Origin of the sequence: Calothrix anomala FACHB-343 (genome assembly GCF_014696435.1) — a bacterium.
Classification (GTDB): domain Bacteria; phylum Cyanobacteriota; class Cyanobacteriia; order Cyanobacteriales; family Nostocaceae; genus Aulosira; species Aulosira anomala_A.
The window spans coordinates 158,960-174,253 of record NZ_JACJQG010000001.1 but is presented as its reverse complement, the minus strand read 5'-3'; the positions used below and the strand labels follow the sequence as shown (position 1 = coordinate 174,253).

General features: G+C 41.5%; 7 protein-coding genes. 4 read left to right on the top strand and 3 right to left on the bottom strand.

All coding sequences use genetic code 11. The features are described 5' to 3' along the window. Positions 1–266: 266 nt before the first annotated feature. On the bottom strand, positions 267–3,929 hold the full coding sequence (locus tag H6G08_RS00620; protein ID WP_190538366.1) for a two-partner secretion domain-containing protein: 3,663 nt from the start codon (positions 3,927–3,929) through the stop codon (positions 267–269). A 145-nt stretch (positions 3,930–4,074) separates the two neighbouring features. On the opposite strand from H6G08_RS00620, the gene H6G08_RS00615 reads away from it, so the two are divergent. Next, a complete protein-coding gene (locus H6G08_RS00615; protein ID WP_190538365.1) occupies positions 4,075–4,593 on the top strand; it encodes a COP23 domain-containing protein in 519 nt (172 codons plus the stop codon). A 612-nt stretch (positions 4,594–5,205) separates the two neighbouring features. On the opposite strand, the gene H6G08_RS00610 is transcribed toward H6G08_RS00615, so the two are convergent. Continuing rightward, positions 5,206–8,184, bottom strand: a complete 2,979-nt coding sequence (locus H6G08_RS00610) for a tetratricopeptide repeat protein (protein WP_242046032.1) — start codon at positions 8,182–8,184, stop codon at positions 5,206–5,208. Positions 8,185–8,705: 521 nt separating this feature from the next. Then, entirely contained in the window at positions 8,706–11,675 is a 2,970-nt protein-coding gene (locus tag H6G08_RS00605) for a methyl-accepting chemotaxis protein (RefSeq protein WP_190538364.1), read from the bottom strand. Between the two features lie 1,031 nt (positions 11,676–12,706). On the opposite strand from H6G08_RS00605, the gene H6G08_RS00600 reads away from it, so the two are divergent. From H6G08_RS00600 to H6G08_RS00590, 3 genes are all read left to right on the top strand, one after another. Beyond that, positions 12,707–13,696: a S1C family serine protease gene (locus H6G08_RS00600; RefSeq protein ID WP_190538363.1), complete on the top strand. Its 990-nt coding sequence runs from the start codon at positions 12,707–12,709 to the stop codon at positions 13,694–13,696. Positions 13,697–13,801: 105 nt separating this feature from the next. Then, positions 13,802–14,650 carry a S1C family serine protease gene (locus H6G08_RS00595; protein ID WP_242046031.1) on the top strand — a complete coding sequence of 283 codons (849 nt, stop codon included), beginning with the start codon at positions 13,802–13,804 and terminating at the stop codon, positions 14,648–14,650. Beyond that, complete coding sequence (locus tag H6G08_RS00590; protein WP_190538362.1) at positions 14,647–15,282, top strand: response regulator transcription factor; 636 nt, start codon at positions 14,647–14,649, stop codon at positions 15,280–15,282. The genes H6G08_RS00595 and H6G08_RS00590 overlap by 4 nt, the downstream gene beginning before the upstream one ends. Positions 15,283–15,294 lie beyond the last annotated feature (12 nt).

The following is a 15,294-nucleotide window of genomic DNA, read 5'->3' as shown; positions in this document are numbered from 1 at the left end:
TGGCTGGTAAAACACTCTGCGAAACTTCGCGCTAACCTCCGCGTGCCTTTGCGTTTAAAAACTCATCAACTCACCCAAAGCGATACTAACTAAATAAACAATGTCATTAATTCCTAGCGAATTGGCTAGTAAAACACTCTGCGAAACTTCGCGTTAACCTCCGCGTGCCTTTGCGTTTAAAAACTCATCAACTCACCCAAAACGATATTAACTAAGCCGATAATTGCACATAACTATCTTAAGAAAGCTACATAAGCGTGAAACCCTTACTGACAATCAGGTGAACTTAACCCAGAATTATAAGGACTCGAATTAGGCGATTGACTAGCAAGAACCACCACACCTTGCTTATTCACATACCAACCTCTAGCCGGTAATGGTAATTGGGAAGTAGACTGCACCTCTGTAGCCGCCCTAGCAGCAGGCTCAAAACTAAATAAAGCACCACTACTTAGCTGTTCGCTAGGACGAGGCGGTAAACCACCCCGCCCAGTAATAGTAAATTCGCTGCGATTTTGACTAGTAGTCGCCCGACAAGCTTGTGCTACCACTTGTTCCGGTTTTGCTACTTCTTGGGGTATTTCCACAACTTCAAAATTACTTTCCACTTCTGGAGTTGTGACACTGATTTGTCCAGCAATACCTAATTGAGAACTAGCGCTAATTTGACAAGTCGGACAGGTAAATAATCCTCTGGTGTTGATGCTAATATTACCACCTCTACCCGCAACAGCATCGGCTGTAATCTTACTTCCTTCCAACAACGCCACAAAGTTAGCAGGGCTAAAGCCTGTAATCGTGATGTTACCTCCGTTACCAGTACCACCAGCCGTGGCAGATATTTGGCTGTTATGGCGCATGAGTAAAGAACCTGTTTGCAGGGAGATGTTACCACCTTCACCAGAGGTAGTAGCAGCAGAGATAGTGCCTTGATTATCTAAGAAGATGGAGTTAGCCACCACTTGCATATTCCCAGCATTACCGCTACCTAAACTTTGTACGTCAATTTTTGCCCCATCCCGCACAATTAATCTATTAGTAGAAATTCTGATATCGCCGGAAGCGCCTGTAGCTATTAGTTCTGGTAATGTTGCTCGACCAGCCGCCGCCGATATCCCACCTAATGTCAAATCCCCGACAGTCTTACCGCTCAGTTCAATAGATTCAGAAGCGTTGACAGTTAAAGTTCCCCCAATCCCCGCACCCAAAGTCGCAGTTGATACATCTGCTCCTTCGCTGAGAATTAATTTTTTAGTATTAATCGTTACATCGCCTGATCGGGCAGCGCTAAAACCTGTGGTTCCCAAACCACTAGGAAATCTTGGATCTGGTAAGACTCCGGCAATTTCTACAGATTCGCTGGCATTAACAATAACATTGCCTCCAGGCCCCCCAAAGGGAATGACGCCAGCCGGGGTAGAAGTTCCTGTATTACTGCCAATTACCCCTGCTTCTACAAATAGTTTGCCAGTGTCAATTCGCAAATCGCCGCCCCTTGCCGTACCAAAGGTACTATTGGTGTAGATTCCAGTTAACAGCGCCGCCCCTATTGGTGTTCTTTGGATCTGAACGCTATCAGTTGCGTTAATGTCAATACTTCCACCTAAACCATTACCGAAGGTAGCACTGACAAAGGTAGCGCCATCCTGTAACAATAATTGTTTGGTATCAATTTTGATATCACCTGCCGTACCTGTACTACCGATGACATTTCCTGTTTGAATGGCAGAACCATTTAAGTCAATTAGATCGGAGGCAAAAACATTTAGGTTTCCCCCCACACCTCGAGAAAAGGTGAGATCGGCTATGATACCTCCGTTACGCATAATTAAGGAGGGAGTCTGAAGATTGAGGTTACCGGAACTACCTGCACCGGAATTGCTCATAAAAATGCCAGTTCCGCGATCGCTCGGCTTCAGTGAACCCAACAGCGCTCCGACTTGAAAAGTTCCTTGCATTTCGGCAAATCCAGTACCGACTATTTCTACTGAGTCGGTAGCGCGGATATTAATATCTCCGCCGGTTCCATCGCCAAATGTTGACGCCGATAAAAAAGCGCGATCGCTAATTGTCAACTTACCCGTATCAATTATTAAATTTCCACCAGATCCGGCACCTTTATTGTCTGCCGCGATCGTACCTCCACTACTGAGCAAAATCGAGCCAGCATTGATCCGTAAGGTGCCAGCATCCCCGTTACCATCATTTCTGACAGTCAATTGCGCCCCATCCGTGACAGTCAATTTCCCCGTGTTAATTGTTATGTCTCCAGAATCACCACTGGGTATAGCAGGCACTCGCAACAACTGTTGTAAAGTCTCATCGACAATGTTAGCGGAGGAGATTATCAAACTGGGATTCACCGAGCCAGGAACTGTACCACTCACCTCTACAGCATCCGTAGCATTAATTGTCACGCTACCAGCCATCCCGCTTGCTAAGGTAGAAGCATCCACTCTGCCCCCATCTTTCACCACCAAACGCTGAGTATTAATGGTGACGCTGCCAGCCTTGCCCGGGCCGCCAGTTCCTGCTGATACAGCACTGGGGGTAAAAACACCAGGTGTGACGCCGATTAATTCTACCAACTTGGCAGCATTGATCGTCACATTTCCACCGGGGCCTGTTCCGGCAGTCACAGAAGCAATACTTCCGCCAGACATTGCCGTTAACTGTTGTGTTGATATAGTCAACCTACCGGCATCACCAGCCCCAAAAGTTGCTGCTGTAATATTAGTGAAGCGGCTGGGGTTAACTGGTGAAAATCCCAATACTTTTACAGAATCGGCGGCGTTAATCTCCACATTCCCAGCAGCCGCACTAGTGTAAGTCACCGCAGATATCGCTGCTCCATCTTGCAGCAATAAGCTGGGGGTAGAAACTCTAATATCGCCGCTTTTACCACCGCCAAGAGTTTCTGTAAATAAGTTACTGGAAATTTGTCCATTAGCTGTAGTACCAATCAAAGACAAGGAATCAGAAGCATGAACATTAATCCCCCCTGCCGCATCATTACCCAGGGTTTGAATTAACACAACCGAGCCATCTCTAATGGCAATATTTCTTCCTTGCAACTGAATTGAGCCACTACCTAAACCGCTAGCGTCTGCGAAGGCTTTTTGTGATAAAGATATATCCTGAAAATTGCTGACTCCTTCATAGCCTAAATTCCAGCCTTGAGCAGTCGTATCCAGGCTGACTAAACCCCCAGCCACACTACCTAATTCAATGCGTCCGCCTTTAGCTGTAACCGTTCCGCCCTCAAAGTTAATGTTACCACCCACCAAGGCTAAAGTTTGCCCTGGTGTCACCTTGAGTCCGGTGTTATCGCCGATGGTAAACGGCGAGAAAATTGGACTTTGCAAAGTAATGTTATGCCCATCACCTTGGACGTTGATTGCTTGGGGATTTTGCCCAAATTGCAAGCCAATGGGCACGCTAATAGTGAGTTGTGGGGTAGCTGGATTAGTAGCGCTAAATTCTGCACCATCGGCAAATTTGACTTTTTCCGCCGTACTTGCTAAAAAAGAGCCACCTATATTGAGTTGGGCTTTGGGGCCAAAGTTAATCCCACTGGGGTTGATCAAGATAAAATTAGCACCATAATTTTCCCGGATCAGTCCATTAATGTTGGAAATCGATCCACCTGTGACTCGGCTGATAATATTAGTAACATTAGTTACATTATTTGCATTCTTGAAAAAAGCCTCGCCACCCTCAAGTACAGAGAAGTCGCGAAAGCTGTGAAACAGGTTACTCCCGGATTGTGTACCGCCTGTAATTTCAAAGAGGTTACCGGATTGTAAAACCTGACTATTGCTAGGAAGTGTGTTATCGGCAGATATTTGGGCGAAGGAAGGAAAACTAGCTATTAGACAGCAAATATAAACACTACCAGTAGCAACAATTTGGCGAGATATTTGTTTCATTATGTGTCGGGAAAAATCAATCCCAGGCAAAAATTACTTAAATGTTTTTTTAGTGTAAATTCAGTAAATTTAACTAAAAATAATCATAATATTATGAGTGTATATTCAAGCCTAAATTTTGGTCAATAAAGGGAGTGAGGCAAGTATGAATAAATGGCTATCTTGGATAACTATCGGCATGACTCCAATCTTAGCCTTGGGTGCGGTTACAGCAATCTCTGCACCCAGCAAAGCTAGTAACGTCCAAGTCACCTGTAAGGCTAACACCAATACACCAACGGTTACTTTAACTTTGGTTCATGGTGGAACTGCTAAAGATTACACTATTTTGAATTTTCTTCCCCAATACTTCTCAGCTAGCGATGCTTTGCAACAGTGTCAGAATGCAGCTAAAACTTTACAGAATATTTATAATACGGGTAGCTCTAAATATTTAACGACTGATAAATTAAACAACCAACCTGTTGTTTGTGCAGTAGAACGCAGAGGCGTTGGTTGCAATCATTATAGTGCGCAAACTTTATTCAGTTTGAAACCATCTGAAAACCCCTCTCAAGCCTTATATGAAATGTTAGGTAAGGATTTTAAACAAGCACAACGTCCCGATTCCCGGACTATTAGCCGTACTTATACTGAGACCAAACCTTTTTGGTGGCCGTTTTAACTAAATAGGCGAGAGACAGCAGAAGCAGTGACGCTGCACATTAACGCCCTCACCCTAGAAGGGTGGGGCTAAACAAACAAAGCCTGCAAAGGCAGGCTAATTATATGCATCTTCATAGAAAAGTGGTATTACGCATTTAAATTGTATATTTTGCACTCAGGTAGTCGAAAGTCCATAGTCCATAGTCAAAAGCTAACTTGGACTATGGACTACACCCGACAGCCTTAACGCGAATATATAGCAGATTGCAGGTTGGTGAGCTAAAGATTATCGTTGATTGCAGGGGTATGGCAGTGCCCATTGGTGTCAACTTAACGCAAAACCCTTATCCTAACTGGCTCCCATGCTCTGCGTGAGAGCGATAATCCGTGGGCTGCCGCCTCAATTTATCAGCCAGAGGCTGGAAACGAGATAGAGAAAGGTTCTGAGCTTACAGCAGTTTTCATACATTTGAATCACAATCGTAGTAGGGGCACGGCGTCCACAATCTTCTCGTATATACAATAATCTTACTGGTGCCGTGCCCCTACAGTTTGGTCTATTTACCTGAAAATTGCTGTAAGTTGACACAGGTGGGCACTGCCATGCCTTATCTACTTGAGACAGTTTTGATTAATTAGGGCAAGCTTTTTTACCTTGCTCTGCGGCTGGGTAATCGGGCTTGAGTTTGAGGGCTGCATCAAAAGCCGCGATCGCTCTTGGCGATTGTCCGAATTTACACAAACTTAATCCCAAATAATACCAAGCTTCGGCTTTTTCGTTCTTAGTTAATTGCGGACGTTCTAATAGCGAATAAAATTGAGCGATCGCTTGATCGTCTCGCTTTAGGTTCTGTAAAGCAATGCCTTTACCGCGCAAAGCAATAAAGTAGTTGGGATTATATTTTAAGGCTTGCTCGTAAGCTTGGAGAGCGTTTTCATATTCCTGCTTCTGCAATAAAACCCTAGCTTGATAGGTAAACCCAATAGCTAATTCTTTGGCATTGGCATCTTTACGTTCTGTTTGCCAAACCTGTTTTAATAAATCTATGGCTTGGTTAATCGTGGTTAGGGCTGTATCTGGTTGTTTAATTGCCAGTAATGCTTCAGTTTTATTGATCCAAAATACGGGATCTTTGGGGTTATAGGTAATCGCTTTATCAAAAGCCGCGATCGCTTCATTATGCTGTTTTAAATTATACAGCGCTTCTCCTCGGCAATTCCAGGCATAAACTGCTTCTGGGTTAATGATAGTTGCCGTAGTGCAGGATTCTAGCATCTGGTTGTAGTCTTTCAGTCCAGCTAGAGCATAGCCGCGATTAGTCCAAGATTGGTAGTAGTTACTATCAAGTTTTAACAGCTTGTTATACTTATCAATTGCTTCTTGATGCTTTCCTTGCTGCAATAAAGCATTACCTTGCTTAAAAATAGTTTCTACTTGTAACCATCTAAAGACACTGAAACCTAAAACCATAACGCTAGAACCACAAACCATTAAAGCAGCTATGGCTAGCAACACTAAAAACCGTTTAGTACCTTTGGTTTCCGGCGTAGTCACCGTATTATTGACAGTCCAAGTATGAGTAGGGGGAACGGAATTATATATAGTTGTTTGTGCCAAAGAAGCACGAATAATTTTCTCTAATTCTACCCTTACCCAATTACGGCTAAAAACTGCTTGGTAAATGCGGTTCCCCAATTTCAACTTGTCTTTTTCTAAAATTACCAATCCGATTCTTAACAGTTCTGTTTGTTCCCGACTGCGATCGTCATTTGCTACTTCGCCTTGTTGCCAAATTTGCTGATACAGTTCCAACAGCAATAATGAGTCACAATTGGGATTGCGGATCAGAATTTCATGTATACCTTGCAAATGTTCAGCTGCAATTTGTGTTTCCCAGTTATGAATCAATTTATTTTCTACTAACTGTTGCACTGTGACAGCTTCTGCACCAGCAGGAATCAAAATTTCTGATTCTGCTAACAACTGACACAGCTTTTGGGTGAGAATCGGTTGTCCATCTGTCCATGACAATATTTCCGAAATCACATTTTCTGGACAAGCCGCTTTGGTGTCTAATTTATATAATTTAATATTGTTGGGATTAAATAATCTTAACCTGACTGATTCTTGCTCGATCCAATGGCGATTAAAAACTGCTTGGTAAATCCGATTAGCAACTTTTAGTTCGTCTTGTTGTTGTACTATTAATCCTAAATGCAACAGTTGCGCTTGTTCGCAACTCCCATTAGTTGGGACTGCACCCTCTTGCCAAATTCTTTGGTACAATTCCAACATTAACAAGGGATCGCATTGCTGATTTTGAATTATAGTGTCGCGTATCCCCTGTAAATGCTCGGCTGCAACTTGAGTTTCCCAATTATGAATTAAGCGGGTTTCTACTAGTTCTTTTACTGTTTTAGCTACCTCATTGACAGCAATTTCTAATCTTAAATCTGCTAATAATTGATAAATTTTTTGGGTGAGAATTGGTTGTTCATTTGTCCAAGCCAGCACTTCTGCCCGCAAAACTTCTGCATTGCTAGGTTGTCCATCTGACTCATTATTTTTTGGTCTAAATAATTTTAACTTTACTGATTCTTGTTCAATCCAATGGTTATTAAAAATTGCTTTATAAATGCGGTTAGCAACTGTTAATTTGTCTGTTTTTGGCACTACTAATTTTAACCGCAACAGTTCTGCTTGTTCTGCACTGCTATTAATTGAAACTTCGTTTTCTTGCCAAATCTGTTGATAAGTCTGTAACAGTAATAAGGGATGGTATTGTTGATTGTGAATGATGCTATTGGCTATCCCTTGTAAATGATCTGCCGCAACTTGAGTTTCCCAATTATTAATCAGGTTATTTTGTACCAAGTCTTGCACTATTGCCGCTTCTGTTCCCGTGGGAATCTCTAATTCTGATTCTGCCAGTAACCGACACAACTTTTGGGTAAGAATCGGTTGTCCATCTGTCCAAGCTAAAACTTCTCCTAGTAAAACTTCAGGATTACTAGCTTTTTCATCTAACTTAAATAACTTTATAGTACTACGGCTAAACAGTCTTACCCTTGCTGATTCTTGCTCTACTGAATTAGCAGCAAAAGCGGAATGCTCAACCTGGTTTGAGACTTTTAAATTGTTCTGCTGTGGTAGTACCATTTCTAAATTTAATTGTTTAATCTGTGCTGGAATTTCTGATTTTGGAGATGCTCCCTGCTGAGTGAAATTTTGCTGCAATTCGGATTCTAAAGCAAGATGATCCAAAAAAAATTTAATTGTAGTTGGTTTTAACCAACCTTTAAGTACTGCTAATTCGCCAAATCGGAGTTTTTTATGAGTTTGTTCAGCAAGTATACTGCTTATTTGCTGTTCATTTAATAGACCAGCTGCTTTTAAATATTTACCCAAGGGCTGCTTTGCTCTCTGCTCCAGTAAAGTCGGCCACTGCTGCGAGAAAAAATCAGCAGTTTCCTGTTTCAGCCATCCATGTAAGGCGAGAATTTCACCAAGCCGCAATCCAGTAATTTGGGATTGCTCTTGTAAAGCTATCTCTACCTGTTCAGATGAAATGAGGTCAGCCTGTTGTAAAACTTTACCAAGCGGCTTCATAATCCCCAGGGATATTAAGTTATGAAAATCGGAAAATAGAATTATCTTTTATTTTGATATCAAAAGCTTATATTACCATTAATAGAGAATTGTGGCTATTATTATGGCATAATCTCGACTAATTCTTCATATAACTATCTTTGGCTAGACCATAAGCTGGACAACTATGCCTTGTCTACTTCTGTATCCCTAGCGTTAACCTGTGCTTATACTGCTATCTGCTGGCTCACCATATATAGCAATCCTCAATAATTTGTGAAATTTACCAGCTCTCAGTTTTTTTTCTTACAACTAAAAAAGAGTAATGATTGCGCTCAAATTCTCCCTGAATTGGTATCAATAGTTGAATATTTAAACTGTTGTGTAAGTCCTGTAATTATAATTTTGGGCCGATCTAAATTAGAAATCCGGGTGTTACTTAGAAGTAATCTTTTTCTTTGGGATCGGCCGACTATACACAGCATTAGCTCAACTAATCTCCCTGGGTATTTTCTTTGGCAGAAATTACTTGGAGCAGGGAATTAATTAACTTTGAAAGTCTCCACAGTAGCTTGTAATTCCTGGGAAATTTCTACAGTTTGTTTGAGAGACTGAGAAGCTTGATGGGAGTAAGTACTCGTGAGGTTGGAGACTTGATAAATATCTTGCATGAGTTTGCTGACTGACTGCGATGTCTTCACTTGAGATTCTGTGGCTAAAGAAATCGACTGCACCAAATCATCTATTTGTTGGGATACATAGATAATCTGATTCAGGGAATTTTTGGCATTTTCGACAATGTTAGTTCCTTCTACTACCTGATTCGTTCCTAATTCCATTGCTGTCACTACTTCATTGGTTTCCCGTTGAATCTTATCGACAACTTGGGTAATTTCTTGAGTCGCTTCAGAACATCTAGCCGCTAGTGCGGCTACTTCTTCAGCAATCATGGCAAAACCTTCGCCTTCAACACCAGATCTTGTAGCTTCTAACCCAGCATTAATTGCTAAAAAGTTAGTTTGCATAGCTATTTGATTAATCAGAGCAACTACTTGGGAAATTTGTTGTGAGGATTCACCCAAACGCTTCACTTTTTTCGCTGTATCGCCAATTGTGGTACGCAGTTTGAAAATATTTTGTACAGCCTGATCTATGGCTTGACCATTTTCTTGCGCCGCACCAGATGCAGTATGAGCAAATACAGCAGCCTGTTTAGCGTTATCTGCCACAGTGACGATAGAATCTCTCATTTGGTCTATACTCACCAAACTGAGGCTGATATCGTCTGCTTGTTTGATGACGGTATCGGCGAGTTGGTGAATGGCAGCTTCATTTTCGCCAATAGCTGTATTTACCTGAATTGCTGATGTTTTGACTTTGGTAACAATTGCTCTGAGACTTTCCACAATGGAGTTGAAAAAGTCAGCAACAGTACCCAGTTCTCCCATTGTGACTTCGGAACGGACTGTGAGATCGCCTTGGGATGCACCTTCAATATCTTTGAGGAGAGTGAGTATTTGCTGTTGTACTGCTTCGTTGTATTGACGTTGCTCTATTGCTGCTGTTTCAGCATGATAACGGGCGGTGTCTATTTGCTCTAGGAGGTAAGATTGCTCTAGAGCATAGCCTATAGGAATTGCTACCTGTCTCAATAATTCAATATCCAATTCTTGCCATTTACGGGAAGCAGAACATTGATGAGCTATAAGCAAGCCATATAATTTATTATCGAGCAAGATTGGGGCGACTAAATTGGCTTTGACACCAAATTGTTCGAGTTGGTTAATATGGCAATCTGTTAAGCCTGCAGCATAAATATTTTCTGTGGCTTGCACCCGACCATTTTGGTATTTTTCAACATAATCATTAGCAAAACAAGGATCGATGATTTCTTTGCCTAATGTACTTGGCCAATCACTATCAACTGATTCAGCAATGATTTTACCTGCCCAATTTTCGTCAAAAGAGTAGACAATAACCCGATCTGCTTGGATTGCTTCTCTGGTACTGGTAACTGCGATCTCTAAGATGTGTGCTGTGTTTAGCGAACCACGGAAACGCGCCGTAATGTCATTGACTAGCTGGGATAATTGGGCTTGATTTTCCAGGCGGATCGCTTGTGCTGTCATGGCGTCTGCCATGCGATTAAAAGTATTAGCTAATTGCCCTACTTCATCGTTGCTAGAAATCTCACTGCGAGCATAGCGATCGCCACGAGCAAATTTGTGGGCTGTTTGCTCTAGTTGCTGAATCGGTTTGACTACTCCCCGCTTTAAAATTAATGTCCAGAAGATTACGAGTACTAATGCTAAATTAACGGCAATTACTTCTACCCAAAAGCTATTTGCTAGTAATTGATTGATTGCTGTTTCTGGAGTTCCTCGCACTAAAATAGCAGCAGGTTTTTCATCAAAAACATTGGTAGCTTGTTCGTCTGTTTCGATGATTTTATTGGGTACAGCTTGGGCAGCCATTGCATAGGTTTGGTTACCTAATTTTATCTTGGCTGTCACGGGGCTACCTTTAGCGTTGGCTGCGGCTGCTAATAAAGCTAAATCTTTTTGGGGTAATTTAACGTTACTTTGGGCTTGATTAATATTGGGCAGTTCGCCTTGATCTAAAGATGTCGCTAGGGAAAATTCACCGTTTGGCTGGCGTAAATACACCGCACTATAACCACCAGATGTTGCTTTTAATGTGTCTTTGACAATTTGGTCTTTACCATTGACAATCTCACCCGCGATTAAGGCTCCGACAACAGCATTTGTTTCGGGATTTTTCACAGGTGTGACTGTATAGCGAATTAAAGCATTTTCATTGTTTAATCCAGCAGGTAATACTGGTAATTCTTTACTTAGCTCCGCTACATTGATGATTCTGCTGGCTTTAATTGTTTGGGGATTTGCTAAGACATCACTAACTAAATTATCAGGATTAAATATTTCTCCATTGCGATTGGTGTTGGCGTTGCCAATAATCTGAAAATTTTCGCCAACTAAGGTGACATATTCGATTTTATTAACTTTACTGGTGCTGTCGAGAATTTGCTTAACTTCGGCTTGTAAATCTTGACTTAAAGTTTGTCCTGATGAATACAAACTTGCGGCTTTTACTAAGGTGGGATTTTCAGATTGACTACGCAATCCCAAAGCCATTTGATTGATTTTAGTATTGTAATTAATATCTGCGATCGCTAGTTCTGATTTGGCGCGATCAAAGGAGATATTTTGTAACCCACTAGATATTAAACTTCTCCCGACTACACTAATACCAACAATCCCAATTAATTGCGATGCTGTTAATGCAATCAGTTGCTTGTGATTAATGGAAAGATTAGCAAATCGCTGAGATAAAGATTGGATTAATGCTTGATAATTAGCCTTTTTGGGTTTAATTGGCGCGAATAAGCCAGAATTAGAATTGTTCTTAAATTCAACAAGTTGTGGTTTAAAGGAAGATAGTTGAGATTGCGCTACCAATCCAGTTTTCGCGGGATGTAATCCATTGTTCATAAATCAATTTTTACCTGTCAGTCAGTTAGTCTACCCCAATAAATAAAGTCAAATTACTCAACTATTTGCTTGGGAAAATAGAAGAGTTAACTGCCAGCCTGTTTGTCAAAAAGGAACTTTAACTTAAAAATAGCAAATTATTTATGACTGAAACCTTGTACAAACTAAACATGCAATGCTGTATTTGCCACGGTTTTTCATTCATTTAATGTATAAATAGCCACAATAGATAGTTGTGCTATTTAGCTCTTATTAATATGATAATACTACTATGGGTAAATGTACATAAATTAATAGCAAAATTGCGCTTCTTTAAGTAAGTTTTGCTCACAGAAAATTTATAAAACTTACTTATAAAATGCTTTATAATATTAGATTTACCAGATTTAAAATAACGCTACAAAACTTACCTGGGATTTCTCTATAGCAGGAGCAACAAAATCAAAAGTCTAGGTGCTGTAGTTAGTATTAATCCTGACTTTTTAATTCACAACATTTGCCGCAGACGCTACACCCGAAATATCACGGTGAGAATATGATGAAAAATTACCACTGATATGATCTTTATGTCAAGCTATTAGCTGTTTAATTAGGGGATAATCTGACTACTTGTAAAGGAAGTGTGTGATACGGATATTTTATTTACAAGTAAACTATCAGTGATATTTTGTTAACATCTTGAATTTAGTTAGAGATTTCAAAAGATATTTGTCACAAAATTAAAATTTACAGTTTCATAACTATTGTTGTCAAGTCAAGCAAATTAAATATCACACTTAGCGATCGCTGGTTGCAAACTACTCAGACTACTAAATATGCATGATATTTTGATGCTTAAATTTAGGTTAATGTTGTAACCTTTAGCAGCTTTATCTCTTAAATATCCGAGAAAATACATACTTTTGAATTTTGACTTTTAAAATAGCGGTACTAGCCATTTTTCCAGGGTCAATTCTCCCCATTTTTCCGATGTCAGCGATCGCGAAAACAGGTGAGGATATGAACATCGAAAAAATGGATGGTAAAAATAGATGTCTTCATTACAAGAATTGTCCAACAGTTTAGCTGATACCGTAGAACAAGCGGGAACTGCTGTAGTTGCAGTCAATGCGGGTACAAGAATGTCACCTAGCGGTATTCACTGGCGTCAAGGTATTATTGTCACCTCCGATGAGTCACTGCCACGTTATGATGAAATCACCGTAACCCTAGCCGATGGACGCTCTGTAGCCGCTACACACCTGGGTCATGACTCTAGTACTGATGTGGCTGTATTTCAGATAGAAACTGTAGAAACACCTGTAGCCAAAATTGGTGATGCTACTAACTTGAAAGTAGGTCACTTGGTATTAGGAATTGCGAGAAGTTATGAAGGTGATTTGCGGGCGGCTTTAGGTACTGTGAGTGTAGTTAGCGGTGCTTGGCAGAGTATAGCTGGTGGTAATATCGACCAATTTATCCGCCCAGATATGACTCTTTACCCTGGTTTTGCTGGCGGGCCATTGGTAGATGCAGCAGGTTATGTAGTAGGCATGAATACATCAGGCAAGCGGGGTACAGCTTTAACTATACCTGCGGCTACAGTGAATCGTGTAGTTGAGCAATTACTGGCTAGAGGTCATATTGCCAGAGGTTATTTGGGTTTGGGAATGCAACCTGTACGCTTACCAAATAATCTGATCGCCGCTTTAAATTTAACTGTACCTACTGGTGTAATTGTTGTCAATGTTGAATCTGGGGGCCCGGCTGATAATGCAGGTGTACTGTTAGGGGATGTGTTAGTAAAATTCGATGGTATGACTGTCAGCGATACTGGGGATGTGATGGCGTTGCTGAATAGTAGCGATCGCGTCGGTAAAACTGTCCCAGTGCAATTAGTCCGGGGTGGGGTGTTGGTAGAAATAGCGATCGCTATTGGCGAACGACCATTTGAGCAATCTGCACGTTCCGAAGATAGGGAAAAGGCTGATAGCGATCGCCATCACAGACATGGGAGACATGGTAGGAGAGGTAGGCGGTAGTTGATGGTCATTTATTTAGAGACGCGATGAATCGCGTCTGTACAATTGTCATTGGTCATTTGTCATTAGTCATTTGTCAGTCCGGGATCTTAAGTCTTTTCTTAAATGAATATGAATAGCGCGATCGTTATCCAGTTTAGTGATGAGTTAGCAAGTCTCGCTGCTAAGTTACGCCATAGTACGGTGAAGGTTTACAGCAATTCTCCAGGAGTGGGTTCTGGTGTAATTTGGCAAAGTGATGGCTTAATTGTTACTAACGCCCATGTGGCAATTACTAATAAAGCAAAAGTAGAATTGGCGGATGGACGAGTATTTGAGGCTGTACGCACCCATTTCGATCCGCAACAAGATTTAGCCGCCTTGAAAATTTCTACCTCTGATTTACAGGTTGCAACTATTGGTGATTCGGATGCATTGAGAGTGGGTGAGTTAGTTGTGGCGGTGGGTAATCCTTTTGCAGATAGTGGTGCAGTTACCGCAGGAACCATTCAGGCGCGTCATCAACAAGCGGTGATGGCTGATATTCGGCTGTATCCTGGTAATTCTGGAGGGCCGCTAGCTGACTGTCTCGGTCGAGTTGTGGGAATTAACACAATGGTTGTGAACGGTTTAGCTGTGGCAATTCCCAGTTTAGCTGTTAACCGCTTTTTACTGGCTGCTAGGCGTCCCAAGTTTGGGGTGACGCTGCAACCCGTACTAATAGGACAGCGCCAGTTTGGGTTATTGATTTTGTCTGTACTGCAGGAAAGCATCGCCGCGATCGCTGGGGTGCAAGTTGGTGATGTGTTAATTGGAGTTGGCGGAAATTTATTGACTCAAACCAGCGACTTAGCCCACTATCTACAACAAAGCCAAAATCAAACATCATTACCTTTACAACTTTGGCGCAGCGGTCAGCAATATCTAGTTTATGTTGACTTACAAGCCGGGAAAACTGCTGTGGAGGTCACATGATCCGGGTGGTAGTGGTTGCTACTTCTCCTGTGGTGCGGGTGGGTTTAGCAGCTGTGGTTGGGAGTGCAAATTCTCAGCTGACGGTGGTGGGGAGTGCAGCTGACTTGGATAGTTTAACCAGGGAAATTGGCGAATTACAGCCTGATGTGGTTCTGCTGGATTTAGGTAGCAATCCTCAACCATCTATCTGGGAAAAATTGCTGCTAATTCAAGAAGAGCAAGATTCTCTAGAATTCTTGATGATTGTTGAAGAACCAGAAACTATTGATTTAGAAGCTGCAATTAGTTCTGGAATTCGGGGAATATTGCCCGGTGAGAGTACAGAATCAGAAATTATTGCTGGGTTGATCGCGATCGCCCAAGGGCTAATAGTGCTACATCCAGATTTTTTGGATTTACTCTCCTTCCGGGAAAAAGTGGCAACTACACCCGTAATTACTCTGACACCCAGAGAAATTGAAGTATTAGAAATGCTGGGTTCTGGCTTAGGTAATAAAGCGATCGCTAAACAGTTACAAATTTCCGAACATACGGTGAAGTTTCATATCTCATCGATTTTTCAAAAGCTGGCTGTCTCTAGCCGGACTGAAGCTGTAACTGTTGGTGTCAGGCTGGGTTTGATTATGCTTTAAAATTTTCACATT